This window comes from Variovorax sp. OV700 (assembly GCF_900099805.1).
Classification (GTDB): domain Bacteria; phylum Pseudomonadota; class Gammaproteobacteria; order Burkholderiales; family Burkholderiaceae_C; genus Variovorax.
Genome location: NZ_FNDR01000005.1, coordinates 301,925 through 327,633, shown reverse-complemented (window position 1 = coordinate 327,633; position 25,709 = coordinate 301,925). Strand labels below are relative to the sequence as shown.

19 protein-coding genes and 1 pseudogene are annotated in these 25,709 nt (G+C 68.4%); 7 read left to right on the top strand and 13 right to left on the bottom strand.

The features are described 5' to 3' along the window. Positions 1–71: 71 nt before the first annotated feature. The 3 genes from BLR24_RS14335 to imuA are packed head-to-tail and all read right to left on the bottom strand — an operon-like array spanning position 72 to position 5,551. On the bottom strand, positions 72–3,434 hold the full coding sequence (locus BLR24_RS14335; RefSeq protein WP_093017905.1) for an error-prone DNA polymerase: 3,363 nt from the start codon (positions 3,432–3,434) through the stop codon (positions 72–74). Further along, a complete protein-coding gene (locus BLR24_RS14330) occupies positions 3,427–4,776 on the bottom strand; it encodes a Y-family DNA polymerase (RefSeq protein WP_093017903.1) in 1,350 nt (449 codons plus the stop codon). The genes BLR24_RS14335 and BLR24_RS14330 overlap by 8 nt, the downstream gene beginning before the upstream one ends. Continuing rightward, a complete protein-coding gene (gene imuA, locus BLR24_RS14325) occupies positions 4,745–5,551 on the bottom strand; it encodes a translesion DNA synthesis-associated protein ImuA (protein WP_093017901.1) in 807 nt (268 codons plus the stop codon). The genes BLR24_RS14330 and imuA overlap by 32 nt, the downstream gene beginning before the upstream one ends. Positions 5,552–5,672: 121 nt before the next feature. Between imuA and BLR24_RS14320 the strand changes: the two genes are divergently transcribed. Beyond that, positions 5,673–6,800 carry an ABC transporter substrate-binding protein gene (locus tag BLR24_RS14320; RefSeq protein WP_093017899.1) on the top strand — a complete coding sequence of 376 codons (1,128 nt, stop codon included), beginning with the start codon at positions 5,673–5,675 and terminating at the stop codon, positions 6,798–6,800. Positions 6,801–6,806: 6 nt separating this feature from the next. On the opposite strand, the gene BLR24_RS14315 is transcribed toward BLR24_RS14320, so the two are convergent. Beyond that, entirely contained in the window at positions 6,807–7,706 is a 900-nt protein-coding gene (locus BLR24_RS14315) for a LysR family transcriptional regulator (RefSeq protein ID WP_093017897.1), read from the bottom strand. Between the two features lie 126 nt (positions 7,707–7,832). Between BLR24_RS14315 and BLR24_RS14310 the strand changes: the two genes are divergently transcribed. Both BLR24_RS14310 and BLR24_RS14305 read left to right on the top strand, forming a co-directional pair. Continuing rightward, entirely contained in the window at positions 7,833–9,179 is a 1,347-nt protein-coding gene (locus BLR24_RS14310) for a M20 metallopeptidase family protein (RefSeq protein WP_093017896.1), read from the top strand. 208 nt (positions 9,180–9,387) lie between these two features. Next, on the top strand, positions 9,388–10,230 hold the full coding sequence (locus BLR24_RS14305; protein ID WP_254787313.1) for an aldo/keto reductase: 843 nt from the start codon (positions 9,388–9,390) through the stop codon (positions 10,228–10,230). A gap of 13 nt (positions 10,231–10,243) precedes the next feature. Here the strand turns inward: BLR24_RS14305 and BLR24_RS14300 are convergent, their stop codons facing one another. The 7 genes and pseudogenes from BLR24_RS14300 to BLR24_RS14270 all read right to left on the bottom strand — a co-directional run bounded on the left by BLR24_RS14300 (position 10,244) and on the right by BLR24_RS14270 (position 18,469). Then, positions 10,244–11,221 carry a Bug family tripartite tricarboxylate transporter substrate binding protein gene (locus BLR24_RS14300; RefSeq protein WP_093017892.1) on the bottom strand — a complete coding sequence of 326 codons (978 nt, stop codon included), beginning with the start codon at positions 11,219–11,221 and terminating at the stop codon, positions 10,244–10,246. Between the two features lie 14 nt (positions 11,222–11,235). Then, positions 11,236–12,363, bottom strand: coding sequence for a porin (locus BLR24_RS14295; RefSeq protein ID WP_093017890.1), 1,128 nt, complete (start codon positions 12,361–12,363; stop codon positions 11,236–11,238). A 116-nt stretch (positions 12,364–12,479) separates the two neighbouring features. Further along, positions 12,480–14,176 (bottom strand): annotated as a pseudogene (locus tag BLR24_RS14290) (dihydroxy-acid dehydratase). After that, a complete protein-coding gene (locus tag BLR24_RS14285) occupies positions 14,173–14,625 on the bottom strand; it encodes an aconitase X swivel domain-containing protein (protein WP_093017888.1) in 453 nt (150 codons plus the stop codon). The pseudogene BLR24_RS14290 and the gene BLR24_RS14285 overlap by 4 nt, the downstream one beginning before the upstream one ends. A 127-nt stretch (positions 14,626–14,752) precedes the next feature. After that, a complete protein-coding gene (locus tag BLR24_RS14280; protein ID WP_093017886.1) occupies positions 14,753–16,048 on the bottom strand; it encodes an aconitase X in 1,296 nt (431 codons plus the stop codon). A 53-nt stretch (positions 16,049–16,101) separates the two neighbouring features. Continuing rightward, a complete protein-coding gene (locus tag BLR24_RS14275; protein WP_093017884.1) occupies positions 16,102–16,944 on the bottom strand; it encodes an IclR family transcriptional regulator in 843 nt (280 codons plus the stop codon). Between the two features lie 73 nt (positions 16,945–17,017). Continuing rightward, on the bottom strand, positions 17,018–18,469 hold the full coding sequence (locus tag BLR24_RS14270) for an FAD-dependent oxidoreductase (RefSeq protein ID WP_093017882.1): 1,452 nt from the start codon (positions 18,467–18,469) through the stop codon (positions 17,018–17,020). 165 nt (positions 18,470–18,634) lie between these two features. Between BLR24_RS14270 and BLR24_RS14265 the strand changes: the two genes are divergently transcribed. Next, on the top strand, positions 18,635–19,633 hold the full coding sequence (locus tag BLR24_RS14265; RefSeq protein ID WP_093017880.1) for a Bug family tripartite tricarboxylate transporter substrate binding protein: 999 nt from the start codon (positions 18,635–18,637) through the stop codon (positions 19,631–19,633). Beyond that, positions 19,630–20,643, top strand: a complete 1,014-nt coding sequence (locus BLR24_RS14260) for a Bug family tripartite tricarboxylate transporter substrate binding protein (protein ID WP_093017878.1) — start codon at positions 19,630–19,632, stop codon at positions 20,641–20,643. Before BLR24_RS14265 ends, BLR24_RS14260 begins: the two co-directional genes overlap by 4 nt. 13 nt (positions 20,644–20,656) lie before the next feature. Here BLR24_RS14260 and BLR24_RS14255 read toward each other — a convergent pair whose 3' ends face one another. Both BLR24_RS14255 and BLR24_RS14250 read right to left on the bottom strand, forming a co-directional pair. Next, positions 20,657–21,529, bottom strand: coding sequence for an alpha/beta fold hydrolase (locus BLR24_RS14255; protein WP_093017876.1), 873 nt, complete (start codon positions 21,527–21,529; stop codon positions 20,657–20,659). A gap of 44 nt (positions 21,530–21,573) precedes the next feature. Then, complete coding sequence (locus BLR24_RS14250) at positions 21,574–22,392, bottom strand: DODA-type extradiol aromatic ring-opening family dioxygenase (RefSeq protein ID WP_093017874.1); 819 nt, start codon at positions 22,390–22,392, stop codon at positions 21,574–21,576. A 100-nt stretch (positions 22,393–22,492) separates the two neighbouring features. On the opposite strand from BLR24_RS14250, the gene BLR24_RS14245 reads away from it, so the two are divergent. Further along, positions 22,493–23,434 carry a LysR family transcriptional regulator gene (locus BLR24_RS14245; protein WP_093017872.1) on the top strand — a complete coding sequence of 314 codons (942 nt, stop codon included), beginning with the start codon at positions 22,493–22,495 and terminating at the stop codon, positions 23,432–23,434. A gap of 30 nt (positions 23,435–23,464) precedes the next feature. Next, the gene (locus BLR24_RS14240) at positions 23,465–25,324 is read left to right on the top strand and encodes an ABC transporter ATP-binding protein (protein WP_093017870.1); all 1,860 of its coding nucleotides are present in this window, start codon (positions 23,465–23,467) and stop codon (positions 25,322–25,324) included. The last annotated feature ends 385 nt before the right edge of the window (positions 25,325–25,709 follow it).

Here is a 25,709-nt window from a genome sequence, read left to right as displayed (position 1 = left end):
GAGAAACAGGTTAGCGAAAAGTCGTGGTATGCGCGAGACATGGAACGATCGGTTGCATTCGATCCAGTGCCTCAATGGAAGTCGCGGCTGGTGTTGCTCAGCGCCAGCCGCCCCATGAGCGGCGTCAGGTCCTTGAAGCCGGTGGCGATCAGGTGCTGCACCTTGCCGCCGCTGTCGTCGTCGCGCTGCCAGGTGCCTTGCACCGCGAGCAGGTGCGACTTGAGAAGCGGCTCGCGCCAGGCCTCGATGACATGGCTCCAGACAATGACGTTGACGTTGCCGGTCTCGTCCTCGAGCGTGACGAAGATGGTGCCGTTGGCGGTTCCCGGGCGCTGCCGTCCTTTGACGATGCCGCAGGCGCGCACGGTCTGGCCGCTGGGCTGCGCGCGCAACTCTTCAGCACTCATGAGGTTCATGCGCGCGAGGCGCGGGCGCAGCAGCGCGAGCGGATGGCGGCGCAGCGTAAGGCCGAGCGCGGCGTAGTCGCCGACGATCTCCTCGCCTTCGGGCGCGGCCGGCAGTTCCAGGGCCTCTTCGTTGATGGGCACGCCGCGCAGCAAGGCGGGCGCGCGGCGCTGCGCGGTGGCGTCCCACACCTGCTGGCGCCGATGGCCCGAGAGCGACATCAGCGCATCGGCCGCGGCCAGCGCCGCCATGTCCTTGCCGTCGAGCTCGGCGCGAAGGGCGAGGTCTTCGGTGCTGGTGAACGGCGCTTGTGCGCGCGCTTCGAGCAGGCGCTTCGCACCGGCTTCGCTGAGACTCGAAATCCGGCGCAGGCCGAGCCGCACCGCGGGCTGGTTCTCGCTGCCCAGGCGCTGTTCGGCATAGCGCGCATCGGTGCCGGGTGGCACGCGCGGCGCATCGGGGCTGCGGGCTTCGAGTGTGGTGTCCATCTCGCTGCACGTGACGTCGACCGGCCGCACCTCGACACCATGGCGGCGCGCGTCCTGCACCAGTTGCGAGGGGCTGTAGAAACCCATGGGCTGCGAGTCGAGCAGCGCCGCCAGGAAGCAGGCGGGCTCGTAGTTCTTGAGCCAGCTGCTCACGGTGACCAGCAAGGCAAAGCTTGCGGCGTGGCTTTCCGGAAAGCCGTAGTCGCCAAAGCCGAGGATCTGCTTGAAGATGGCTTCGGCGAACGACTCTTTGTAGCCCTTGTGGACCATGCCTTGCACGAGCTTGTCGTGGAACTTGTCGAGGCCGCCCTTGCGCTTCCATGCGGCCATGGCGCGGCGCAGCTGGTCGGCCTCGTCGGCAGTGAAATCGGCCGCGATCATTGCGATCTGCATCACCTGCTCCTGGAAGATCGGCACGCCCAGCGTGCGCTCCAGTGCGGGCCGCAGTTCTTCTTTCTCGTAGTGGATCGGCAAGCCCTTGTCCACGCGCTCGCGCTGCTTGAGATACGGATGCACCATGCCGCCCTGAATGGGCCCCGGCCGCACGATGGCGACCTCGATCACCAGGTCTTCGTAGCAGCGCGGCTTCAGGCGCGGCAGCATCGACATCTGCGCGCGGCTCTCGATCTGGAACACGCCGACGGTGTCGGCATCGCAGATCATGTCGAACACCTTCTGGTCGTCGTTGGGGATGTGGTGCATCTCCACCGCCGAGCCGCGCCAGCGGTTCATGTGGTCGAGCCCGCGGCGGATGGCGCTCAGCATGCCGAGCGCGAGCACGTCGACCTTGAGCATGCCCATGGCTTCGAGATCGTCTTTTTCCCACTGGATGACGGAGCGGTCTTTCATCGACGCCTTCTCGACCGGCACCAGCCGCGTGAGCCTGGTGTGCGTGAGCACGAAGCCACCCACGTGCTGGCTCAGGTGGCGCGGAAAGCCCTTGAGCCGCTGCGTCATCTCGATCCATTGCACCAGCTTGAGCTCGTCTTCTTCCACGCCCACGCGAGCGGCCGCCTTGAACAACTGTTCGCCCAGCACGGTGTCGTCGAACCAGTAGTGGTCCTTGGCGAATTCGTCGATCAGGCGTTCGTCGATGCCCATTGCCTTGCCCACGTCGCGCAATGCGCTGCGTGCGCGGTAGCAGATGACGACGGCCGCGATGGCCGCGCGCTCGCGGCCGTATTTCTGGTAGATGTACTGGATGACCTCCTCGCGCCGCTGGTGCTCGAAATCGACGTCGATGTCGGGCGGCTCGTGGCGGTGGCGGCTGAGGAAACGCTCGAACAGCAGGTGGCCTTTTTCGGGGTCGATGGCGGTGATGCCGAGGCAGAAGCAGACCGCCGAATTGGCCGAGGAGCCGCGGCCCTGGCAGAGGATGTGCTCTGAGCGCGCGAAGCGGACGATGTCTTCCACCGTGAGAAAGAACATCTCGTACTTGAGCTCCAGGATCAGGTCGAGCTCTTTCTGCACCTGCTCGCGCACCTTGGCGGGAACACCGCCCGGATAGCGCTCCTGCGCGCCCTCCCACGTCTTGCGCACCAGCGTCTGGGCCGGCGTCTCGTGGCTCCCCACGGTTTCGAGCGGGTACTGGTAGTTCTCGCGGATCACCTCCGGATCGAAGCTGCAGCGCGCGGCTACCACCAGCGTGTTCGACAGCATGCCGGGAAGATAGAGCTCGGCCAGCCGCACCCGCTGCCGCAGATGGCGCTCGGCATTGGACTGCAGCGCAAAGCCGCATTCGGCCACGGTCTTGCCTTCGCGCACGGCCGTGAGCACGTCGTGCAGCGGCTTGCTCGATCGCGCATGCATGTGCACGTCGCCGGCCGCCACCAGCGGCACGCCGGCCTGCTCGCCCGCTTGCATCAGCGCGGCAAACCACAGGTCGTCGTCGAGCTCGTTGAGCATCTCGACCGCGAGCCACAGGTTCTCTCCGTAGAGCGCCTTGGCGGTCAGCAGGTCTTCATGCAGCGTGGCGGCATCGATGGCGCCGCCTGGCGCCCGATGCGGCACGAAAAGAACCTGGCAGTCCTGCAGCGAAGCGACGTCGCTGCCCTCCCAGCTCACGCGGTATTCGCCCTTGGGCAGCTCGGTGTTGCGCGCGGCGGTGATGAACTCGCAAAGGTTGCCCCAGCCCTCGGTGCCGTTCGCGATCACCACGAGCCTGAAGCGCTCGAAGCGGAACTCGCTGCCGAACAGCAGCCTGAAGCCGGGGTTGCGCGGAATCGGCGGCTCCTCGGGGTGCTTGCGCTCGTATTCGTCGAGCTTGGCCGGCAGCTCGCGCAGGCAGACGTGCGCGCGCACGATGCCTGCCACCGAGCATTCGTCGGTGATGGCCAGGGCCGTGTAGCCGAGCTGGTAGGCGCGCTCGACCACCTCCTCGGGCGTCGAGGCGCCGCGCTGGAAGCTGAAGTTGGTGAGGCAATGCAGCTCCGCGTAGTCCGGCAGGCTTGGCAGCCCCGGTTTGGATCGAGCCCGCTGCGGCAGCGCATGCACCTCGGCAGAGTTGCGCCCGCGCAGCTGCTTTTCGCTCAGGTCAGGCATAGAGCCCCTGCAGGTACCAGCGCACTTCGCCTGGAGAAAACCGCGCGGAGGGCCGCTCGCGAAAGATCCACACCAGGCCGGCCTCGGGGCTTTCGGCGATGTAGTAGTCGCGCATCGCGGGCTGGCCGCCGTCTTGCTTGCCGCCCCACCAGCCTGCCTCGATGCGCTGCGGCCCGACCAGCTTGCTGAGCGGGCCTCGGTAGCAGGGGCGCTCGCCGTCCATCTCGAGCAGCAGGGGTTCGGGCAACAGCCATGGCGGGTAGAGGGCATCGGGCTGCGAAGCCGCGGCCTTCGCTCCCTTGCGGGTCTTGTCCGGCGGTGCCTTGTCCTTCTGCAGCGCGGGGCGCCAGGCCTGCTTGCGCTCGGGCCGGTGGTCGGCCTCGGCGGCGGGCACCACCACCTGCTGCGGTCCGAGCCGCACGCTGAGCCGCTCGACCATTTCGTGCAGCTTGTCGCCCTTGCGGTTGTCCTCTGGCAGGAAGCTGGTGCTGGCGCCGGCCCACGGATCGGTTTCGAGCGTGCGCAGCCGGAGCCAGCTGGCGGGCGCCGCAAGCGTGGTGAGAGCGAGCTTTTCGGACAGCAGCCGGCGCAGGTGCGCCATGTCCTGCGTGGGCTCGGCCGTGCGCACGGTGACCTGCTGGTGCGGCGGCAGGTTCACGCCGTTGAAGCGCTTGAGGTCGAGCGTCCATTGCAGCTCGAGCGCGCGGGCGCCACGCTGCCGCGCGCGCAGCCAGATCTGCAGCGCCGAGAGCAGGCGGTTGGCCGACCACATCAGCTCGGGTGCGGTCTCGGCCAGCGCGGGCAGTTCCAGCTTCTGCTCGAACACATCGGGCAGCGTGAGCCAGCTGTGGCTTTCGGGGCGCAGGCCCCAGGCGGTGTCGAGCGCTTCGCGCAGCACCGCGCCAAAGCGCCGCGTGAGGCCGCCGCGCGGCAGGGCCGCCACCTCGCCCCAGGTGCGGCAGCCGAGCCGCGCGAGCAGGTCGAGGTGATCGCGCGCGGCGCTCAAGGTGTCCAGCGGCAGGCCGGCCGGAATGTCCTTGGGCCGATCTTCGTTGCGCTCGAACAGGCGCAGCCGGGCCAGCGCGACCAGGCTCGTGGCACCCTGCGCGCCCAGCATGCGCACGTCGGGCGCGGGGTTGGAGGCGACAAGCTGGCGCATCAACTGAAGCCGCCCGCCCCACAGGCGCTCGCAGGCCGAGACCTCGAGCATCAGCGCTTCGTCCTGCCAAGCGACGTGCGGCGTGTATTGGAGCGCCCACCAGCCCAGTGCTTCGGGCGTGGGCAGGGCCGGCGCTTCAGGCGCGTCGGATTCAAGCGACCACCGCAATGCGATCCAGTGCATTCCCGTTTCCCTTCCATGCGTCGATGCGCACCACCGTGGCCGACGACGACGCTTCACCCACCGGCACCGTGCCCTGCTGCTGCAGTCGCAGCTTGCGGCGCAGCCGTGCGGCGGCCAGCAAGGCGGCCATGCGCTCGTTGCGCGCGGGCAACATCACCGGCGCGGCCAGCGGCGGGCCGCGGCGCTTCAGGATGCGCAGCTCGATCTGCGAGCTGTCGGCCGCGCAGCCTTCCACCTGAAGCCGCAGCCGGGCCGGCGAAGCGCCCTGCGCGGCCGATTCGGGCCGGCACACGAAAAGCAGCACCTCGTGCTGCGCCGCCGCCAGCTGCAGCCGCCGCAGTTCGCCGACCCGGGCCTGCGGCAGCCAGGCCAGCACGGCCGCCACGTCCGCGCAGCGCAGCGCCTGCTCGCAAGCCCACAGCCGCGCGGCCGCGGCCTCGCTCCGGACCCACATCAGCGCTTCCACCGGCAGGCCTTGCGCCGCCAGCGACGGCCCGCAAGGCTCATAGGGCGCACCGATCAGCACCACCGGCCCGCCGCGCGCCTGGACCGCCTGCCCCAAGGCGGGCAGCAGCAGCCGCCAGACATGCGCCTCGGGCGTGCCTTGCAGCAGTTCCGTCATGGCGCCCACCGGCCAGCCACCGCCCGGCAACTCCGCGTCCAGCGCGGCGTGGCCGGTGGCGACGACCTGCGCGTCGGCCAGGCCGAGCTCGTCGGCGTGCCAGACGCCACGGCCGGCGGCAGCGGAAAAGGAGTCGAGGAAAGGAAGGCCCATGATGCAACAGTTAACTGTACTTTTATACAGTATTTTGTGGGCCACAACAACGCAGAAACCAAATACCGGTTTACCTCATGGGCACCGGCCCCTTAAGATGAGTCATTAACAATTTGTGACTATGAAATACACAAAGATTCACCTGCTGGCTTCTGCCCTGGCCGCCTTCGTCCTCGGACTCTCGCCCGCCGCACAGGCGCAAACCAAACCGCTCGTGATCGGCCAGACCTACGTGCAGACCGGTCCGCTGGCGTCCCTCTCGCCCGAGCCCCTGATGGGCGTGCGCGCCATGCTCAACGCGCTGAATGCGAATGGCGGCGTCAACGGACGGCCGGTCGAACTGCGCCAGCTGGACGATGCCTACGACCCCGCCAAGGGCGCCGAAAACGTCAAGACCTTCGTGAAGGAAGGTGCTGTCGGCATCCTCATGCCCATCGGCACCTCGTCGTCGGTCGGGGCCCTGAAGGCTGCCAACGAACTGAAGATCCCGGTGATCGGCCCCTACACCGGCGCAGGCCCGGTGACCAAGTTTTCCGAATACAACTTCCCGGTACGCATCAGCTTCGACGAGGAGTACAGCCGCATCGTGAACCACCTGTTCACCATCGGCCTCTCGCGCATCGCCTTCGCGCACAACGACAACCCCGGCGCGCGTTCGGCGCTGGAAAGCACGCAGAAGTTCATCGCCGAACGCGGCGAGAAAATGGCGGGCAGCGTGGCCATCAAGAACGACGGCTCCGACGCCGCCGAACGCGCTGTTGAACTGGCCAAGCTCAAGCCCAAGGCGGTGGTGCTGGCGGTCACCAACGACGTGGCGGCCAAGTTCATCTCGGCCTACCGCGCCGCGGGCGGCGAAACGGCCTTCTATTCGTTCTCGTTCCTGAACGGGCAGAAGCTGTTCCAGGACATCAAGAAAGACGCGGCCGGCGTGGTCATTTCGCAGGTCGTGCCCTACCCCTGGAACAGCGCGATGCCGGTGATTGCCGAATACCAGGCGGCCATGAAGAAAATTGGCGCGACCGAGTTCAGCTATGCCAGCCTCGAGGGCTACGTGGCGGCCAAGGTCATGGTCGAGGGACTGAAGCGCGCGGGACCGAACCCCACGCCGGATTCGCTCCAGAAGGGCCTCGAGTCGTTCAAGACGCTCGACATCGGTGGCATTGCCGTGTCGTACCGGCCCGGCGAGCACCGCGGCCTCACGTTCTCCGAACTGTCGATGCTCAAGGCCGACGGGCGCTACCTGCGCTGAGGCCGCTCAGCGCCCGGGCGGCTGCACCGTGTGCGCCACCGCCCGCAGTGCCTGCGAGAACGCGCGGGCCGCGGGCGTGAGCGAGGCGCGGTCACGCATGAGCAGCGAGACATGCGCATTGGGCAGCTTGTCCGCCAGTCGCAGCGCGACCAGCCCCCAGCGCGTCGCCGACCGCGTGAACAGGGACGCCGAGGCGAGCGTCAGCGCATCGGCCTTGCGCACCAGCGTCGCGCCCAGTTGCCACGAATGGCAGATCACGATGTCGCGCGGCGGCGGCATTTCCAGGGCCGCAAAGTTTCTTTTCAGCAGCTCGGCGCCGTACGGCGGCACGACCCACATCGCCCCCTGAAGCCCGGCCATCGATCGCACCCGCGCCAGCGGATGGCCCGCGCGCGCGATGGCGGCCAGCGGAAAGCTGAGCAGCACCTCCCGGTCGAGACCGTCATCGGCCGCGGGCTCCAGCTCGCCGAGGATCGCGAAATCGAAATCGCCGCGGTCCCACAGCCCCTTCACGTCGGCGCCGCTGAGCTCCTGCAGTTCGAGCGCCACGCCCGGCCACTGCCGCCGGAAATCCAGCAGCGCCGTTGGCAGCAGCTGCTCGAGCGCGAACGAACTGAAGGCCACGCGCAGCAGGCCGCCCGCGCGGTCGCGCAGCTGGGCAATCTCTTCCTCGGCACGGCGCACCTCGTTGGACAGGAGGCGCGCCCGCCGCAGGAGCGCCTGCCCGATCTCGGTCGGCACCACGCCCTTGGCGCTGCGCACGAGCAGCTGCGCGCCCACGCTCTGCTCCAGCTCGCGGATGGCGTAGGTCATGGCAGGCTGCGTCAGCGTGGAATCGCGCGCCGCGGCGCGGATGCTGCCGGCCTCGGCCACCGCTTCGAAGATCTTCAGATGCCGCAGGTTCATGAAAAAAGCGTGGCGATCGAGTGATCAGGCATTTTGATCGCTCTGGAGTTTTCCGGATCTTTTCCTTCATCCCGGCTTTCGCTAAGGTGCGCCGCGGTCCTTTCACTTTTCCTTGCACGAGCCATCATGAACATCCGCTCCCCACTCGCCCTGCTGGTGCTGTCCGGCAGCCTGCTGAACACCGGCGCCTTCGCCCAGACCGCAGCGGACAACGGCAATGCCCTGGCCACGCGCGCGCTCGCCCTGGCGGATGCCTCCGAGGCGCAGGTGATCGAATGGCGCCGGCACATCCACCAGCACCCCGAGCTCTCCTACCAGGAGGTGCAGACCGCGGCCTACATCGCAGCCGCACTCGCGAAGATGCCTGGCATCGAGGTGCAGCCCGGCATCGCCAAGACCGGCATCAAGGCCGTGCTGCGCGGCGGCAAGCCGGGGCCGGTGGTCGCCCTGCGCGCCGACATGGACGCACTGCCGGTCGCCGAGCGCAACGAGCTGCCCTTCAGGTCGACCGCCAAGGCGCCCTGGCTCAACAGCGAGGTGCCGGTGTCGCACGCCTGCGGCCACGACACCCATGTCGCCATGCTGCTGGGGGCCGCACAGGCGTTCTCGAAGATGCGTGCGGAATTGCCCGGCACCGTTGTGTTCCTGTTCCAGCCCGCCGAGGAACAAGGCCCGGGCCCCGTGCCGAGCGGCGCGCCCGCCATGGTCAAGGCCGGCGTGCTCGACAACCCGAAGGTCGACATCGTGATGGGCCAGCACATCAACGCGCGCGCACCCTCGGGCACCATCAGCTACCGCCGCGGCGGCATCATGGCCAGCGGCGACGCCTTCAAGATCACGCTCAAGGGCAAGGGCGGCCACGGCTCGTCGCCGTGGACCGCCAAGGAGCCCATCCTTGCGGCTGCCGAGATCGTGCTGGCGCTGCAGAACATCGTGAGCCACCAGATCGACCCGCTCGACGGCCCCACGGTCGTGACGGTGGGGCTGCTGCAAAGCGGCAACCGCGTCAACATCCTGCCCGACACCGCGGAGATCGCCGGCACCGTGCGCTCGCTGTCGCAGAAGAACCAGAAGGTCGCGCACGACAGCATCCGCCTGAAGGCGCAGAAGATCGCCGAAAGCCACGGCCTGACCGCCGAGGTGACCATCGACACCGGCTACGAGGTGCTGGTGAGCGATCCCGCGGCCACGCAGGCGGTGGCGCAGGCGCTCGAAACCGCGGCCGGAGCGGGCAAGGCGCGCGAGTCGCAGCCCAGCATGGGCTCCGAAGACTTCGGCTCGTTCGGCAAGAACATTCCCGTGGTGTTCTGGCAACTCAACGCCTCGCCGTTCGGCGACAGGAGCGGCGCGCCCAACCACTCGCCCGAATTCGTGATCGACGAGTCCACGTTGCGGGTGGGCGTGCGCGCGCTGGTGGGCAGCACGCTCGCCTACATGAACCGGCCCGCCGCCAGCACTGGCGGCGGCAACTGAGTTCTCCGTACGCCCTGAAACGGCGAATCCGGCGGCGCGGTGATATGGTGAACGTTCCGTGCCGTCACCCCGGCGGCGCGGCCGTTCGATGACGTCCACCGGCCCGCCCCCTGCGCACCTCACCCGCGCCTTGTTCCTGCGGCTCCTCGCGGCGCTGCCGGCGGGCGCCGTTCTTCCATCCTTTGCGCAACAGCAGCCCGCCCAGCCCATGCAGCAGACGAAGATGAACACTCGCCCCATTCCCTCCACCCAGGAAGCCCTGCCCGTGATCGGCTGCGGCACCTGGATCGGCTTCGACCAGCGGCCCGGCACCGACGAATACCGGCGCCTGCCCGGCGTGCTCGACGCTCTCTTTGCCGCCGGCGGCAAGGTGATCGACAGCTCGCCGATGTATGGCCGATCCGAGGAAACTACCGGCGAACTGCTGGCCGCATTGAAGCAGCGCGAGAACAGGGAGGCCTTTCTCGCCACCAAGGTCTGGACCTCGGGCCGGGAAGCCGGCGTTGCGCAGATGGAGCAGTCGTTCGCACGGCTGCGCACCCAGCGCATCGACTTGATGCAGGTGCACAACCTCGTCGACTGGAAAACCCATCTCGCCACGCTGCGCGGCTGGAAGGACAAGGGCCGGGTGCGCTACATCGGCATCACGCACTACACCGCCTCGGCCTACGGCGAAGTGGAGGCGGTGCTGCGCGCCGAGAAGCTCGACTTTCTCCAGATCAACTATTCACTGGACGCGCGCGAAGCCGAGCAGCGACTGCTGCCGCTCGCAGCCGAACGCGGCGTGGCGGTGATCGTCAACATGCCCTTTGGCGGCGGCGGACTCCTGCGCCGGCTGCGGGACCAGCCGCTGCCCGCATGGGCCGGCGAGATCGGCTGCGCGAGCTGGGCGCAGGTGCTGCTGAAGTTCGTGCTGAGCCACCCGGCCGTGACCTGCACGATTCCCGGTACCAGCCGCGCCGAACACATGGCCGACAACGCCGCGGCGGGCGCGGGCTCGTTTCCGGATGCGGCATTCTGGCGCAGCCATGCGCCCTCGATCGGGCGCTGAGCCGCCGCTCCGGCTATTCGAACTTTACGTTGTGCTGCCGCACGGTGGCGCCGAAGGCCTCGTACTGCGCGCGGAAGAATTCAGCGAACTTCGCGGGGCTCATGCCGTAACCCTCGAAGCCCTGCTGCACCAGCTGCGCATGCACGTCGGGCCGCTTCAGTGTGTTCTGCAGTTCCTGCGAGAGCTTGTCGGTGATGGCCTGCGGCAGCCCCGGCGGCCCGAAGAAGCCTGCCCATGGCGTGATGGTGAGCTTGCCCAGGCCGAGCTCGCCGCCCGTGGGCACGTCGGGCAGCAAGGCACTGCGCTGCGGCAGCAGCGTGACCAGCGCGCGGATGCGCCCTTCCTTCACGAAGCTCGGCGCCAGGGTGCCGGTGGTGAACATCATGTGGATCTGCCCGCCCAGCAAGTCGGTCATGGCCTGCATGTCGCCCTTGTAGCGCGCGTTGACCACCTTGCGCTCGCCCAGCAGCTGCAGCATGGCCAGCTCCGAGGCGCTGTTGCTCGACGCCGAGTTGTAGGCGCCGGGCTTGGCCGCCACCATGGCCAGCAGCTCGTTCACGCTCTTCGCTGGCAGGCTGGCCGGCACCACCAGGAACATAGAGAACTGGCCGGCCGAGCTGATCGGCGTGAAGGCCTTGAACGGGTCGTAGGGCGGTGTCGGCCGCAGCGTGGGCGCGGCCACCATCGCGGTGTTGGTGCCCATCAGCAGCGTGTAGCCGTCCGGCTTTGCGGACGACGTGGCCTGCGCCGCCAGCACGCCATCGGCGCCGGGTCGGTTCTCCACGATCACCTGCTGGCCGAGCTGCTTCGACAGCCCCTCCGCGATGATGCGCGTGAGCGCGTCGGCGCCGCCGCCGGGTGCAAAGCCCACGATCAGGCGCAGCGGCTTGTCCGGATAGGTTTCGGCGCTCCAGGCCGCCGCGCCGGGCAGCGCTGCCAGCGTGCCGCCCGCCGCGAGGGCCGCCAGGGTGATGAGGTTTCTGCGTCGCATGTCGTTGCTCCTTCTCAAAAGAGATGCCGCACACCAAGCTCCCAGCCCGACGAGCGGCGCCCGCCTGCCGGTGCCACGCCGCCGCTGACGACGTAGCGCGCCTGACCGCTGTTCATGAGCCGCGCATAGGTGCCGTAGAGCGCGGTGCGCTTCGAGAGGTTGTGCACATAGCCGATGCCGAACTGGCGCGCATCGTCGCGGTTGCGCGGCATGCCGTTGGCGTTGCGCAGGCTCTCGTCGCTGCGGTCGTCGAGATAGGCGTAGCTCAACCGGATGCGGCCGACCTCGAAGGCCGGAATGTGTGCGCCGATCTCGGCGGTGTTCTTGCGCACCGTGCCGGCGGCGAGCTTCACGGTCACCTTGTTGTAGAGCGCGAAGAACTTCGCAAAGCCCGCATCCCACGTGCCGCCGATGTTGGCGTGCGTGTAGTTGCCGATGGTGGCGGCGGGGTTGAAATGCGAGCGCGTGACGGCCGCGGCGATGTCGAACGCGCCCGAGGCAAAACCGAAGCGCGCACCGGCAAAGTTGCCGTCGTCGCGGTTCAGCGCGGTGGAGTCGTTCTCCCCGGTGCCGATCATCGCCATGCCGTAGAAGCCGCCGAGCCGGGCCGGCAGCCAGTAGCTCACCGTGTTGCTGCCGGTGATGGCGGTGGGCAACGGCCCGGTGCCCGCGCCCGCGAACGTGAGGTTGCCCGCCCGCGCCACGCCGTTGGCGTTGAAGGGATCGAAGTAGATGCTGTTGTAGTGCGTCGGAATGAAGTCGCGGCCCAGCCGCACTTCGCCCAGGCTATCGGACGAGAGGCTGACGAAGGACATGCGATCGAAGGTGATCGGTCCCGCCGTGCCCGCGCCGCTCGCCTGGTTGTTGCTGTTGCTCGGCCGGCCAGTACCGGTGTCGGGGTTCAGGCTGCCCTCGAGCCAGAAGCCCGCGCGCAGGCCTCCGCCCAGGTCTTCGGTGCCGCGGAATCCGAGCCGGCTGGTCGAGAGTCCGCCGTTCGACAGCGCCTTGATCGAGCCGCCCCCAACGCCGTTCGTGTACTGGATGCCGAGGTCCATCACCCCGAACACGGTGACGCTGGACTGCGCGTGCGTGGCGCTGCCGCCGGCAAGCCCCAGCGCCAACCCCATCAATATTTTCTTCATGCTTTCTTGTCTCCTGCTTCTTCTCTTGGTTAAAAACTCGGGAACGCGCGCAGGGCTGCGCCACCGGGTGCGGACGGGAGTCCGCACCGGTTGGCGAAGGCCGGGGTGAAAAGGTCTTAGCCCGAAGGCTCGGGTCGTTCGGTGCGCACGAGCACGGCGCCCTTCGACAGCGGGCTCACGTTGCGCCGGTACTGCTGCAGCCAGCCGGTGTCGAAGGCCGGCGGCGGCGCCTGCCAGTCGGCGCGGCGCGCCTGGAGTTCGGCATCGGTCAGCGCAACGTCGAGGCGGCGCTGGTCGAGGTCGATGGTGATCACGTCGCCGTCGCGCACCAGCCCGAGCGGTCCGCCGAGCGCGGCTTCGGGCGACACCTCGGCCACCACCAGTCCCTTGCAGACCAGGCCCGAGAGGTGCCCATCGGTCAGGATCGCGACCTGGTCGCCCAGGCCCGCGCCGTCGACGGCAAACACCACGCGCGATGCGCCACCGCCCATGGCCGGGCCGCCACAGGCACCGGCGCCGCGCATCACGACCACCTGGCCCGGCACGATCTCGCCCTTCTTCAGCGCCGCGATGGCCGCGTCCGAGGTCCAGAAGCCGCCGGCCCCGTGAAGCTGCGCACCTTGCGCGGGGCGATGCCGGTCTTGATGAGGCCCGACTCGGGCGCGAGGTTGCCGCGCAGCAGCACGATGGCCGGATGCGGGGCCACCGGGCGGTCGATGGGCCGGATCACCTCGGCGTCGGCGACTTCGACGCCGCGCAGATTGTCGGCCACCGCGGCGCCCGTGACGGTGAGCGCGCCGGTGTCGAGCAAGGGCGCAAGCTGCTTCATGAGCGCGCGGCAACCGCCCGCCGCCTCGAAGGCTTCGATGCTGTGCTCGCCGATCGGCCGCACGCCGGCCAGCACCGGCGTCGTGGGGCCGAGGCTTTCGAACAGGCCGTACACGTCGACGCCGCACTCGCCTTCGGTCGACACCGCCTGCAGGTGCTTGGCCGTGTTGAGCGAGCCGCCGACGGACAGCACCACGCGCACCGCGTTGGCAAAGGCGCCGGGCGTGAGGATGTCGCGTGGCTTCAGGTCGTCCCACACCATCTGCACGATGCGCGTACCCGCGGCGCGCACGTCGGCCATCATCTTCGAGCTCAGCGCCGCGACCGGCGCGCTGCCGGGCAAGGCCATGCCAAGCGCTTCGCAGACGATGTGCATCGAGTTGGCCGTACCCAGGCCCGAACACACGCCCGGCCCGCGGATCGCCTCGCGGCTCATGCCCACGAGCTCTTCCACCGGCAGGTGGCCCGTGACCGCATGCATCGCGCCGATGAACACCTCTTCGATGTCCATGTGCTTGCCGCGGTACTCGCCGCTGGGCTGGTAGCCGCAGGGCACGAGAAGGGTCGGAATGTTGAGCCGCGCCGCCGCCATGAGCTGGCCCGGCACGGTCTTGTCGCACGAAGTGAGGCAGACCATGCCGTCGAGCTGCGCGCCTTCCACGGCCACCTCGATGTCGTTGGTCACCAGGTCGCGCGCACCCAGCATGTAGGCGCCGCGCGCACCCGCACCGGTGATGAAGTCGCTGGGCGCGGCGGTGCGGATTTCGAAAGGCACGCCGCCGGCGGCGCGGATCGCGGCCTTCACCTCCACCGCCACGCGGTCCAGGTGGCTGAAGCAGGCCGCGAGCTCAGAGGAGCTGTTGACGACGGCGATCTTCGGCTTCTCGCAGTCTTCTTCGGGAATGCCGAGTGCGCGCCAGTGTGCATTGCGCACCGACCAGAGATAGGAGCCGCGCGGGAAGTTGCTGCGCAGGGGGCGGGTCATGGGCGGTCTCCGGTTTTCTTCTTGGTGATTTCGATCACGCCGCGGTCGGCGTCCACGCGCACCCAGTCGCCGGTCTCTATGCATTCGAGCGGGTCGCGCTCGAAATCGGTCATCGATGGCGAGTGCGTGACCACGGCGCCGAGCGCCATCTTGGTCGTCATCTCGTTGAACAGAAATGCCGCGGGCGCCGAGTTCATGAGCCGCGTCATGTGGAACATGGCCGACCATCCCGACGAGCCCTTCGCCCCCGGAAACACCAGCACCTTGCCCGCGAAGCTCTGGCCACGCAGCTCGTGCCGCGTCTCGATGACGGTGCCGGTGCGCGGATCGATGCCGCCCCAGCCCGAGATGCGGTCGCGCGTGACCAGGGCCTCGCCCTCCGCGACGCCGCCCACGACCTTGCGGCCGTGGATGACCAGGGTGGATGTGTTGCGTGCAATCGCGCTCATGGTTTTGCTCCTTCCCCTTTCGGGGGAAGGTTGGGATGGGGGCAGGCAGGGCGCTCGATGGATGCGCCGCATGCCCCCACCCCTGCCCTCGCCCAGAGGGGGAGGGAGAAAGTCCGGAGAGCGAGCCTCATTGCATGCCCCCGTTCCACCGCCCGGTGCACGCCGCATCGACGCACTCGGCCGTGCTGCCGAACCAGGCCTGCACGCCGAGGATGGCGGGCAGGTAATGCGCCTGCTTGGCCGAATCGAGCGCGACAGTCTTCGTGCCCTTGGGCACGGCGCGGCTCATGGCCGAGCAGCTGTCGGTCATGAGGATGCCGCCCGCGTCCTCGATGATCTTCGTGTAGCCGTTGCGGTCGGCCAGCGACTTGATGGCGCGCGGCGTGAAGATCCACAGCTCGCAATCGGGGTGCACCTTGCGGCCCTCGATGAGCTGCGCGGCCTCCCAGATCTGCTCGATGGTGTAGTGCGGGCAGCCCAGCATCACGTACTGGACTTCGGCATCCTTGCCGGTGACGTTGATCTTCTCGTAGGTGGCGCGGCGCTCGGCCTCGCCGTAGCGCAGCACCTCGACGGGCGCCCTTCCGCCGAGCGCCTGCTCCAGCGTCAGCGCCTCGGGCGTGATGCCGGCGATGTGGTACATCTCCACGCCGCCCGACGACGAGGCCGCGGCGCCGAAGTGCTTGAGCCGCGGCAGGTTCGGCACGCGGCCGATGCCGCGCCGGCTGTGCACCACCGGCACGCGCTCCTGCACGTGCTCGCCGATGTAGTAGCCGAGCAGGCCCCAGTCCTGCACCGATTCCACTTCGACGTCGAGTTCGATCACATGCGTGGCATGGCGGTTCTCGTCGAGGTGGTAGCCCCAGTACGGAATGCGGCCGGTGAGCATGGCCGCGCCGGTGCTTTCACGGCCTTCGGTATTGGTGCGCGCACCGAGCACCGAGTTGCAATACACCACGGCCGACGATTCCATCCACGCACAGTGCTCGCCGCGCGTCGGGATATTGCCCACCTGATACGGCGTGCAGGTGTTCATGATCTGCGCGCCCAGGGCCGCCGCATGGCGCTCGCTCTTGTTGTAGAACTGCACGATCTCCTCGCTCACGCCCATGCGCTCGGGCTGGCCGGGGTCGAAGCCCAGCTGCAGGTGGCTCGTGAAGACCTTGAACTTCGGGATCTCGACGGTCTCCTGGCTGTCGAGGCTGAATTCGGAGAACACCGCGTCCATGCCGCCGCCCTTGGCGAGCGCGAAGTCGCGCTGGAAGGGCGTGGTCGAGGTGATGGTGGCGCAGACGTTGCGCGTCTCGACCAGGCGCTCGGCGCCCAGGGCTTCGCCGTAGCGCATCAGGAGGTCCATCGCCTTCTGCACGGCCGGCCCGTCGCGGCCGTCCATCATGGCTTTTTCTTCATCGCTCAGGTGCATGACCTGTGTCTCCGTTTTTCTGTTGTCGTGGGGGTTGGCCCCGGCCGGGCCTGCTAGCCCGGCAGGGGTGTCGGCACATGGCCGCCGATGTCGCGCGCAATGGTCAGTGCGATGTCGTGCAGGCGCGGTGCAAGTTCGTTGCGCAATCTGTCTTCTGTGAAGACGAAGGCGGCGCCGCCGCCGTTGAGCGCCATCACCTCGCCGTCCGGTCCGATGAGCGGCACCGACACCGAGTTGATCTCGCGGTGGAATTCGCCGATCGACAGGCAGTAGCCGAGCTTCCTGGCTTCGCCGATGGCGCGCGTCATGGGCGGCGCGATGCTGTCCCACTCGGGGCCGCGCAAGAGGCGCATCGAGTCGATCAACTGGTTGCGCTGGGCCTCGGGCAAGGCCGAGAGGTAGGCGCGGCCCAGGGCCGAATTCGGCAGCGGCGCGCGCGAGCCCACATCGAGCCGCGCGGAAAGCATCGACGAGCGCGGCCGGCAGGCCTCGATCAGCACCATCTCCATGCCGTCGCGCACCGCGAGGTAGACCGAGGCACCCACCTCCTCCGCCATCGCCTGCATGCTGGGTCGCGCGGCGGCCCGCACGTCGAGGCTGCCGAGGAACACGCGCGACAGCGACACCACGCCCGGCCCGAGCATGAAGCGGTCGGCCGCCTGCGCGGCCTTGAGCATGCCCATCGAGAGCAGCGTGGCGACGAGCCGGTTGACGGTCGGCCGCGGGATGCCGGTCATGCGCGCGATGTCGGCGTGGCCCAGCACGGGACGCTCTTCGCTGAAGCACCGCAGCACCGAGATGCCGCGCTCCAGCGCGCTGACGGTGTCGGAGCGTTCGCCGCGCGACTCGGCCGCTTCGGCCGCGGAAAGAGAGCTGTCGTTTTTGTCAGTGGACATGGAAGAACCCTTTGCAAGACTCTGCAATGTAGAGGCTGGCGAAACAGGGTCGGCCGGGTTCATCGCAGGGCATTCAGACGCCGGCTTCGGCCGTGGCGGGTGCCTTGGCGTCCTGCCCGGCACCGGCGCGCAGGTACACGCCCTGCGCCAGCAGCTCGGACTGCAGCGCGCCCACGTCGACGAAGCGCGGTTCGATACCGCCCTGCGATGCCAGGGCCGCCGCCACGCCAGCGGCCTGCCCGGTGATCCAGCATTGCGGGATCTCGCGCATGAAGCCGTGCGAGTTGCGGTCGCACGAGATGTGGCGCCCGCAGGCCAGGAGCCCGTCGAGCTGCTGCGGCACCAGCGCGCCGTAGGGAATGGAGATGTTCGGAAACTTGGGCGACACCGCGGGCGTCACGCCCACCTCGTCGGCCAGCGCCACGCCGTCGGGCCACTGGCTGCGCAGCACCGCGCCCACACCACTCAGGCGCCGCGCATGGCGCACGCCGATCTGCGGTGCGCTCAGCATCAGGTAGGCATCCTCGAAGCCCGGCGCATGCGCCTTGAAGTAGTCCAGGTGCGCAGCCATCGCGCGGTGCGAGCGCACCTCCACGGCCGTGAGGTCGTCCACGTCGAGCGCCGAATAGCCCGACTGCCGCGGCCCCATGAACAGCGCCACGTCGTTGCGCCACGAGACGAAGGGCCGCTCGAACAGGCCGCACACCTCGCGCCCGCGCGCCATGAAGGCGGTGAACGACTCGGGCTGGCCGGCCTTGAATTCGATCCAGCGGTTCATGTCCACCCCGCCGAACAGCCACGAGGTGTTCATGCAGTGGTGCACGTCGGCCTCCTCGATGTCGTTCACATAGGCGGCGCCGGCGCGGGCGAACAGGTCGCCGTCGCCGGTGGCGTCGACCACCACGTCGGCCATGATGGCCATGCGGCCTTCCTTGCTCTCGAACACCACGCCCTTCACGGCGCCGTCCTGCACGATCGGAATCGCGGCCCACGAGTGATAGATGAGCTTGACCTTGCGCTCCAGCACGATCTCTTGCGAGAGCAGCTTGAGCCGCTCGGGGTCGATGGTGGGCGACCAGGTGACCACGCCGTGATAGGCGGCCGTGCGCTGCGACCAGTGCGCGGCCTTGGCCGTGTCCTGCGAGCCCCAGTCTTCGCGCGCCGGGCCGGCGATGGCGTCGGCGGGCAGGCGATCGAACAGCTCTTCGGCAAAGCCCCGGATCACGAGCTTGCCTTCCCAGTCGGTCATGCGGTCGATCCAGATCACGAGGCCGCCGGTCGAAAGGCCACCCAGGTGGTTGTAGCGTTCGAGCAGCGCCACGTCGGCGCCCGCGCGGGCCGCGGCGGCCGCGGCCGCCGTGCCCGAAGGACCGCCGCCGACCACCAGCACGCCGCAACGGTGGTAAACCGGGATGTTCTTGCCGGGCTCGGCCCAGCTCCCGTGGTCAGGGCGCTTGACGCGGCCGTCGCGGTCGAAGATGTCGGAGGACAGGATGCGCTCGTCGGTGCGGACGACAGTTTTCATGGATGGGTGTCTTGGATGGGCTGTTTCGTCGTATTTTGATTTTCATGTTCATTTTGTCAAACACAAAAGCCGATAAATCTCATTTATTCAGGGTATTCCCTAGTCAATGTGGATTTTTATGACTTTCTAAATCAATATAAGAAGAACATTCCAACGGAGACATCGATGAAGAAACTTGACGGCAGGACCCGCCGTGCATTCGGCTCGGCCCTCGGCGCCGCCGCCTTGCTGGGCCTGGCGCCGCTGGCCTTTGCGCAGGACTTTCCGGCGCGCAGCAAACCGATCCGCATCGTCGTGGGCTTCACGGCCGGCGGCGGCACCGACGCGCAGGCGCGCATCGTGGCGCAGAAGCTCGGCGAGGTGCTGGGGACCAGCGTGATCGTCGACAACAAGCCCGGAGCCAGCACCATGCTCGCGGCCAGCGAGGTGGGGCGCGCGCTGCCCGACGGCTACACGCTGCTCTACGCGCCCTCCTCGACGATGGCGCAGAACCCGCACACCTTCTCGCAGGTGCCCTACGACCCGTTCAAAGACTTCACCGCGATCTCGATGGGCGGCCGCGGCCCGCTGGTGTTGTCGGTCAGCACCACCGTGCCCGCCAACAACGTGAAGGAGCTCGTGGCCTACGTGAAGGCGAACCCCGGCAAGGTGAGCTACGCCTCGTTCGGCGCGGGCACCTCGTCGCACATCTACGGCGAAGCCTTCGTGAAGAAGACCGGCGTCGATGCGGTGCACATTCCCTACAAGGGCGGCTCGGACGCGGCCAAGGACCTGATCGGCGGGCGCGTGCAGTACATGTTCGACTCGGCCTCGTCGGCGGTCATCACCTCGGCCTCGGGCAAGGTGAAGATCCTCGCGATCGCGGCGAATGCGCGCATCTCCGCGCTGCCCGACGTTCCCACCTTCGCCGAACAGGGCGTGACCGGGCTCGACCTGCCGAGCTGGCTCGGCTTCTACGGGCCGGCGCACATGCCCGCGCCGGTGGTCGCCAGGCTCAACGCGGCGCTCACGCAGGTGCTGGCCATGCCGCAGGTGCGCGAGTTCTACCGCACCGGTGGCTACGAAGCCGGCGCAACGACGCCGGAAGAATTCGCCAGCATCACGCGCTCAACCTACGAGCGCTGGGGTGCGATGGTGCAGCAGGTAGGCTTGGCCAAGCAATGAGCAGCGACGCCCCGTCCTTCATCATCTCCCGACGCCGCGCCGCCGCCTGGCTCGCACTCGGCGCGGCGGCCCTGTCGCTGTCTGCGCTCGCAGCCGAGCCTGCGCCCTTTCCCGAGAAGGGGCGCCCGATCCGCATCGTGCTCGGCCTCGCGGCGGGCGGCGCCTCGGATGCGCAGGCGCGCTTCGTCGCCAACAAGCTCGGCGAGGTGCTGCAGACGCCGGTGATCGTCGAGAACCGGCCGGGCGCGAGCTTCATCCTCGCAACGGAAGAAGTGATTCGCGCCGCGCCCGACGGCTACACCTTCATGTACGCGCCGTCGTCCGTGGTGGCGCAGAACCCGCAGACGCTGGCGCAGGTGCGATACGACCCGTTCAAGGACCTCACGCCCATCTCGCTCGGCGCGCGCGGGCCGCTCGTGCTGACGGTGCACGCCAGCGTGCCGGCGCGCAACGTGCAGGAGTTGGTGGCCTACATCAAGGCCAACCCCGGAAAGATGAGCTATGCCTCTTTCGGCACCGGCACCTCGTCGCACATCTACGGCGAAGCCTTTGCACGACAGGCAGGGCTGGACGTGGTGCACGTGCCGTACAAGGGCGGCGCCGATGCCGCGAAGGACTTTCTCGCGGGCCGCGTGCAGTACTACTTCGATGCGGCGCCCAACGCCATCCAGAACACCGCCACCGGCAAGGTCCGCATGCTGGCGGTGGCGGCGCCGAAACGCAGCGCGATGCTGCCCGAGGTGCCTACGATGACCGAGCAAGGCGTGACCGGGGTCGACATGGCGAGCTGGCTGGGCTTCTACGGACCGGCGCGCATGCCGGCGCCGGTGGTCGCCAGGCTCAACGGCGCGCTCGCGCAGGTGCTGGCGATGCCCGCCACGCGCGACTTCTTCCGCCAGGGCGCCTACGAGGCCGAATCGTCGACCCCACAGCAACTGGCCGACCTGACGCGCACGACCTACGACCAGTGGGCCGAAACCATCCGCAAGCTCGGCCTCACGAAGCAGTAGCTGCGAACGAAGTTCAGCCGAAGAACTTCAGCAGGTGCGCGTTGGCCTCGGCGGCGCGCTCGTACTGCACCCAGTGCCCCGCACCGTCGATCACCACGCCCTCGCGCTCCGGGCCTTCGCTCGCGAGCTGCGCAACAAGCGGACGCGGATCGGCCGTGACGTCGTACTCGCCCCAGAGCAGCAGCGTCGGCACGGCCAGCGTGTCGATCGCCTTCCGGAGCCCGCCGGCCTGAGACACCTCCTTGCTGCGAAAGCGCGTGCCATGGCAGGAGATGTCGTGGATCTCGAAGGCCAGCGCGTCGATGGCCGAGGTGTCGTGCAGCATCAGTGCGCCGAGGTTGTGCAGCAGTGCGGCGCGCTCGGCTTCGCGGTCGGGTGCGGAGCGCCAGTTGATCATCTTTGCCGTCATGCGGCGCAGCGTGCCGTGGCCACCGCTGCCCAGCAGCGCGAGCTTGCGCACCGCGCCACGCTGCACCGCAAACCGCGCTGCGGTGAGGCCGCCAAAGGAAAAACCGCCGAGGTCGATGGGCGTGCCCGCGCCGATCAACGTATCGAGCGTTCCGCCGAGCGCCTTCAGCAAGGGCGGCAGCGAATCTTCACCGGGCGCCACGCGCGGCAGCGCATCGGAATCGTGAAAGCCAGGCATGTCGGGTAGGAGCAGCGTGCGTTCGGCGGACAAGGCCTCGGCATTGCGCAGCCAGTGCATCCAACTGCCGTGGCCGCCGTGCAGCAGCACGATGGGCGGCTGCGTGGTGTCTGTGCCGAAGCGGCGCCAGCGCACGCGCACGCCGTCGTTCACCGGGTCGTGATGGGTCGCGAGCGCGTCGATGCGCTCGATCTCGCTGCGCGCCGCAAGCGCATCGGGGCTGTCGGGGGTCAGGGGCATCGCCCGATTTTGCCGCGGGACCCTTTCACGCTGCAGCGCGAGGGTCAGCCGAAGCGGTAGCTCGACACCACGAGCCCACCCATGAAGGCGTCCTCGTGGTAGACGCGCTCACCGGCCTCGGACTCGGCCGCGCCGACCGCGACCATCAGCGGAATCAGGTGCTCTTCGCGCGGATGCGCCATGCGCGCGGCTGGTGCGGCCTCCCAGTTCCGCAAGTGCGCGGCCCGCTCGCCGGGTGCGCCCTGTACCACAGCCGCGTCGAGCCAGTCGTCGAAAGCCTTCGACACCCCATGCGCCTGCGGCCCGAAGTTGCGCAGGTTGTGATAGCTCAGGCCGCTACCCACGATGAGCACGTTCTCGTCCCGCAGGGGCGCGAGCGCGCGGCCGAGCGCCAGGTGTTCCGCCGGATCGAGACCGCGCCTGAGCGACAGCTGCACCACCGGCACGTTCGCATCGGGATACATCGCCTTCATGGGCGAGAACATGCCGTGGTCGAAGCCGCGTTCGGCGTCGATGGTCGCGGGCAGCCCGGCGGCGGCAAGGAGCGACTGCACGCGCTGCGCCAGTTCGGGCGAGCCGGGCGCGTCGTAGCGCACTTCGTAGGTGTGGGCGGGAAAGCCGCCGTAGTCGTAGATCATGGGCGGGCGCGGATTGCCCTGCACCGTGAAGACCGGTGCCTCCCAATGGGCCGACACCATGAGGATGGCACCCGGTGTGCGGCCGATCTGGCGCGGCATGTCGGCCAGCGCCGCGGCCAGCTGGTCGTAGACGCCGCCCATCTCCTTCTTCATCCAGGGCCAGGGGCCGCCGCCGTGGGAGATGAAATACGTGGGCAGGCGCGCGGTGTTGTCGTCGTGGGTCAAGTCGATGCTCCTTGAAAGCGTTGCATCGACTGTAGACATTTCCCACCAGGAAATCGACAGGCTAGGATGCATCGATTCATTTCTCCACAGGAAAGCTTCCATGGACCGCCTGACCAGCCTGCGCGTGTTTCGAGAGGTCGTCGAATCAGGCAGCTTCGTGGCCGCGGCGGAGCGCCTGTCGATGTCGCCGCCGATGGCCAGCAAGCACGTGGCGCAGCTCGAAAAATCGCTGGGTGCGCGTTTGCTGCACCGCTCGAGCCGCCACTTGAGCCTGACCGAGGCCGGCACCGCCTGGTACGACCAGAGCCGGCGAGCGCTCGACCTGCTCGATGCCGCCGAGGCGGCCATCGGCCAGAAGAGCGAGGCGCCGCGCGGCCAGCTCAAGGTGAGCGCGCCGGTGTGGTGTGCCACGCCGCGCTTTGCGCGCGTGCTGGCCGACTACCGTGAGCGCTTCCCCGAAGTGCTGATCGACATCCACCTGGAGAACCGCAAAGTCGACCTCGCGGCGGACGGCTATGACCTGGCGCTGCGCGCCACCCAGGAGCCCTCCCCGGCGCTCATCGCGCGGCCGCTGTGCCGCGTGCCCTTTCATCTGGCGGGCACGCCCGCCTACCTGCGCCGCATGGGCAGCCCCACGCTGCCGGCCGACGTGGGACGGCTCGGCGCCATCGTGCCGAGCTACGTGAACCTCGACAACCTCTCGCTCAAGGGACCGGGCGGGCGGATGTTTCCGCTGCGGCTCACACCCGCGATGCGGTCGGACGACACCACGCTCACCCTGCATGCGGTGCGCGCGGACATGGGCATTGCCTTCTTGCCCGAATGGCTGATCGACGACGATCTGGCAGCGGGCCGGCTGGTGCGGCTGCTGCCCGACCACGCTCCGCATCCGGTCACGCTGTTTGCGGTGTACACCAGCCGCCAGTACATGGCGCCCAAGCTGCGCAGCTTCATCGACTTCCTCGGCGAGCGGCTGGGCGGCCAGCCTCCGGCCGCTGCGAAACGCACCCTTTCGGGGCAAGGACATGCCAGCCCGGGCTAAAGTCGCAAATCCGCCTGGAGACCGCCCGCCTTGTTCCGCTTCTTCGAAAAACTGCTTCATCCCTACCCGGCTGCCGAGCCGGCGCCGCCACCGACGGGGTTCTTCGCATTCCTGTGGGCCTGCACCCAGGGCCTGCGTCTCAAGATGGCCGCCATGGCGGCGCTCACGGCCGCCATCTCGACCTTCGAGGCGCTGCTGTTCGCGGTGCTCGGACGCATCGTCGACTGGCTAGGCGGCCAGGTGCCGTCGAAGCTGTGGGCGGAGCGCGGCGACACGCTGATGTGGCTGGCCGCACTGCTGGTGCTCAGCATCGGCGTGGTCGCACTGCAGACCATCGTCAAGCACCAGACGCTGGCGGTGAACCTGCCGATGCGCCTGCGCTGGAACTTTCACCGGGTGATGCTGGGCCAGAGCATGGCTTTCTACCAGGACGAGTTCGCGGGCCGCATCACGGCCAAGGTGATGCAGCCCGCGCTCGCGGTGCGCGACACCCTCTTCGTGCTGGCCGACGTGGTCGTGGCCATGGGCGTTTACGTGGCAACAATCATCGTGCTGGTGAGCGTTCTCGATGTCCAGCTTGTGCTGCCCTTCATCGTCTGGCTGGTGCTGTATGCCGCCTCGCTGATGTACTTCGTGCCGCGCCTGGGCAAGGTGGGCAAGGCGCAGGCCGATGCGCGCGCGCTGATGACCGGCCGCGTGACCGACGCCTACACCAACATCGCCACCGTCAAGCTGTTCTCGCACACGCAGCGCGAGGCCGGCTTTGCGCGCGAGGCGATGCGCGAGTTCATGTACACGGGCTACGGGCAGATGCGGCTGGTGAGCGCCTTCGAGATCGTCAACCACACGCTCAGCATGGGCCTGACCGCGGGCATGGCCGGCACCGCGCTGTGGCTCTGGTCGAACGGCACGGTGGGCGTGGGCGCGGTGGCCGCGGCCACCGCCATGGCGCTGCGCCTGCAGGGCATGTCGCACTGGATCATGTGGGAGATGACCAGCCTGTTCGAGAACATCGGCACCGTGCAGGACGGCATGAAGACGCTGTCGCGCCCGCGCACCGTGCTCGACGCGCCCGATGCCGGCGTGCTCGAGGTGCCGCGCGGCGAGGTGCGCTTCGAGCACGCGAGCTTCCGCTATGCGGATGCGGGCCGCCGCGTCATCGACGACCTGAACCTGGTGGTGCGGCCCGGGGAAAAGATCGGTCTGGTCGGCCGCTCGGGCGCGGGCAAGTCGACGCTGGTCAACCTGCTGCTGCGCTTTCATGACCTGGAGAGCGGCCGCATCCTGATCGATGGGCGCGACATCGCCCACGTGACGCAGGACTCGCTGCGCAGCCACATCGGCATGGTCACGCAGGACACCTCGCTCATGCACCGATCGGTGGCCGACAACATCGCCTACGGCCGGCCCGACGCCACGGCGGCGCAGATCGAAGCCGCCGCCAAACGCGCCGAAGCGCACGACTTCATCCAGACGCTGGGCGATGCCAGCGGCCGGCATGGCTACGAAGCGCATGTGGGCGAGCGCGGCGTCAAGCTCTCGGGCGGCCAGCGCCAGCGCGTGGCCATTGCGCGCGTGATGCTGAAGGACGCGCCGATCCTGCTGCTCGACGAGGCCACCAGCGCGCTCGACTCCGAGGTAGAAGCCGCCATCCAGCAGAGCCTCTACCGGCTGATGGAAGGCAAGACCGTGATTGCGATCGCGCACCGCCTGTCGACCATCGCCGCGATGGACCGGCTCATCGTGCTCGACGAAGGCCGCGTGGTGGAAGAAGGCGACCATCGTTCGCTGATGGCCCAAGGCGGGCTCTATGCGCGGCTGTGGGCGCACCAGAGCGGCGGCTTTCTGGGCGATTCGCTCGAAGAAGAAGACGAGGCGCTGCGGGCCTGAACGCGGCCTATTTGTCAGCAAGCGTTACGGCACCACGGCAAGCCGGCCCCCGTGCACGGGCACGGCGAAAGCGCTCGGACGGGTCTTCGCGAGTCCTACAGCACAGGCCGCCCCTCGCCGACAGCAACCCGCCCAGCCGGGCGCGATGCTGAAGCTGTCGTCAACAACGAGGAGTCCTCGCGTGAATTCCATCATCTACATCGTCGGTCTGATCGTGGTTGTCGTGGCCGTGCTTTCGTTCTTCGGCCTTCGCTGAGACCGGGCACGCGTTTTCGACTCGCACGCTGAACAAAAGCGGGGCCGTGTTTGCGGCCCCGTTTCTCATGGGGCCTTCGCAGCAGCGCGCCGGGCATAATTCGCGCGCCCCGCTACCGCGGAGCGCCAC

Excerpts from the sequence above, each read along its gene's own strand:
- BLR24_RS14335 (WP_093017905.1), bottom strand. The coding sequence starts at position 3,434 with ATGCCTGACCTGAGCGAAAAGCAGCTGCGCGGGCGCAACTCTGCCGAG.
- BLR24_RS14330 (WP_093017903.1), bottom strand. The coding sequence starts at position 4,776 with ATGCACTGGATCGCATTGCGGTGGTCGCTTGAATCCGACGCGCCTGAA.
- imuA (WP_093017901.1), bottom strand. The coding sequence starts at position 5,551 with ATGGGCCTTCCTTTCCTCGACTCCTTTTCCGCTGCCGCCGGCCGTGGC.
- BLR24_RS14320 (WP_093017899.1), top strand. The coding sequence starts at position 5,673 with ATGAAATACACAAAGATTCACCTGCTGGCTTCTGCCCTGGCCGCCTTC.
- BLR24_RS14315 (WP_093017897.1), bottom strand. The coding sequence starts at position 7,706 with ATGAACCTGCGGCATCTGAAGATCTTCGAAGCGGTGGCCGAGGCCGGC.
- BLR24_RS14310 (WP_093017896.1), top strand. The coding sequence starts at position 7,833 with ATGAACATCCGCTCCCCACTCGCCCTGCTGGTGCTGTCCGGCAGCCTG.
- BLR24_RS14305 (WP_254787313.1), top strand. The coding sequence starts at position 9,388 with ATGCAGCAGACGAAGATGAACACTCGCCCCATTCCCTCCACCCAGGAA.
- BLR24_RS14300 (WP_093017892.1), bottom strand. The coding sequence starts at position 11,221 with ATGCGACGCAGAAACCTCATCACCCTGGCGGCCCTCGCGGCGGGCGGC.
- BLR24_RS14295 (WP_093017890.1), bottom strand. The coding sequence starts at position 12,363 with ATGAAGAAAATATTGATGGGGTTGGCGCTGGGGCTTGCCGGCGGCAGC.
- BLR24_RS14285 (WP_093017888.1), bottom strand. The coding sequence starts at position 14,625 with ATGAGCGCGATTGCACGCAACACATCCACCCTGGTCATCCACGGCCGC.
- BLR24_RS14280 (WP_093017886.1), bottom strand. The coding sequence starts at position 16,048 with ATGCACCTGAGCGATGAAGAAAAAGCCATGATGGACGGCCGCGACGGG.
- BLR24_RS14275 (WP_093017884.1), bottom strand. The coding sequence starts at position 16,944 with ATGTCCACTGACAAAAACGACAGCTCTCTTTCCGCGGCCGAAGCGGCC.
- BLR24_RS14270 (WP_093017882.1), bottom strand. The coding sequence starts at position 18,469 with ATGAAAACTGTCGTCCGCACCGACGAGCGCATCCTGTCCTCCGACATC.
- BLR24_RS14265 (WP_093017880.1), top strand. The coding sequence starts at position 18,635 with ATGAAGAAACTTGACGGCAGGACCCGCCGTGCATTCGGCTCGGCCCTC.
- BLR24_RS14260 (WP_093017878.1), top strand. The coding sequence starts at position 19,630 with ATGAGCAGCGACGCCCCGTCCTTCATCATCTCCCGACGCCGCGCCGCC.
- BLR24_RS14255 (WP_093017876.1), bottom strand. The coding sequence starts at position 21,529 with ATGCCCCTGACCCCCGACAGCCCCGATGCGCTTGCGGCGCGCAGCGAG.
- BLR24_RS14245 (WP_093017872.1), top strand. The coding sequence starts at position 22,493 with ATGGACCGCCTGACCAGCCTGCGCGTGTTTCGAGAGGTCGTCGAATCA.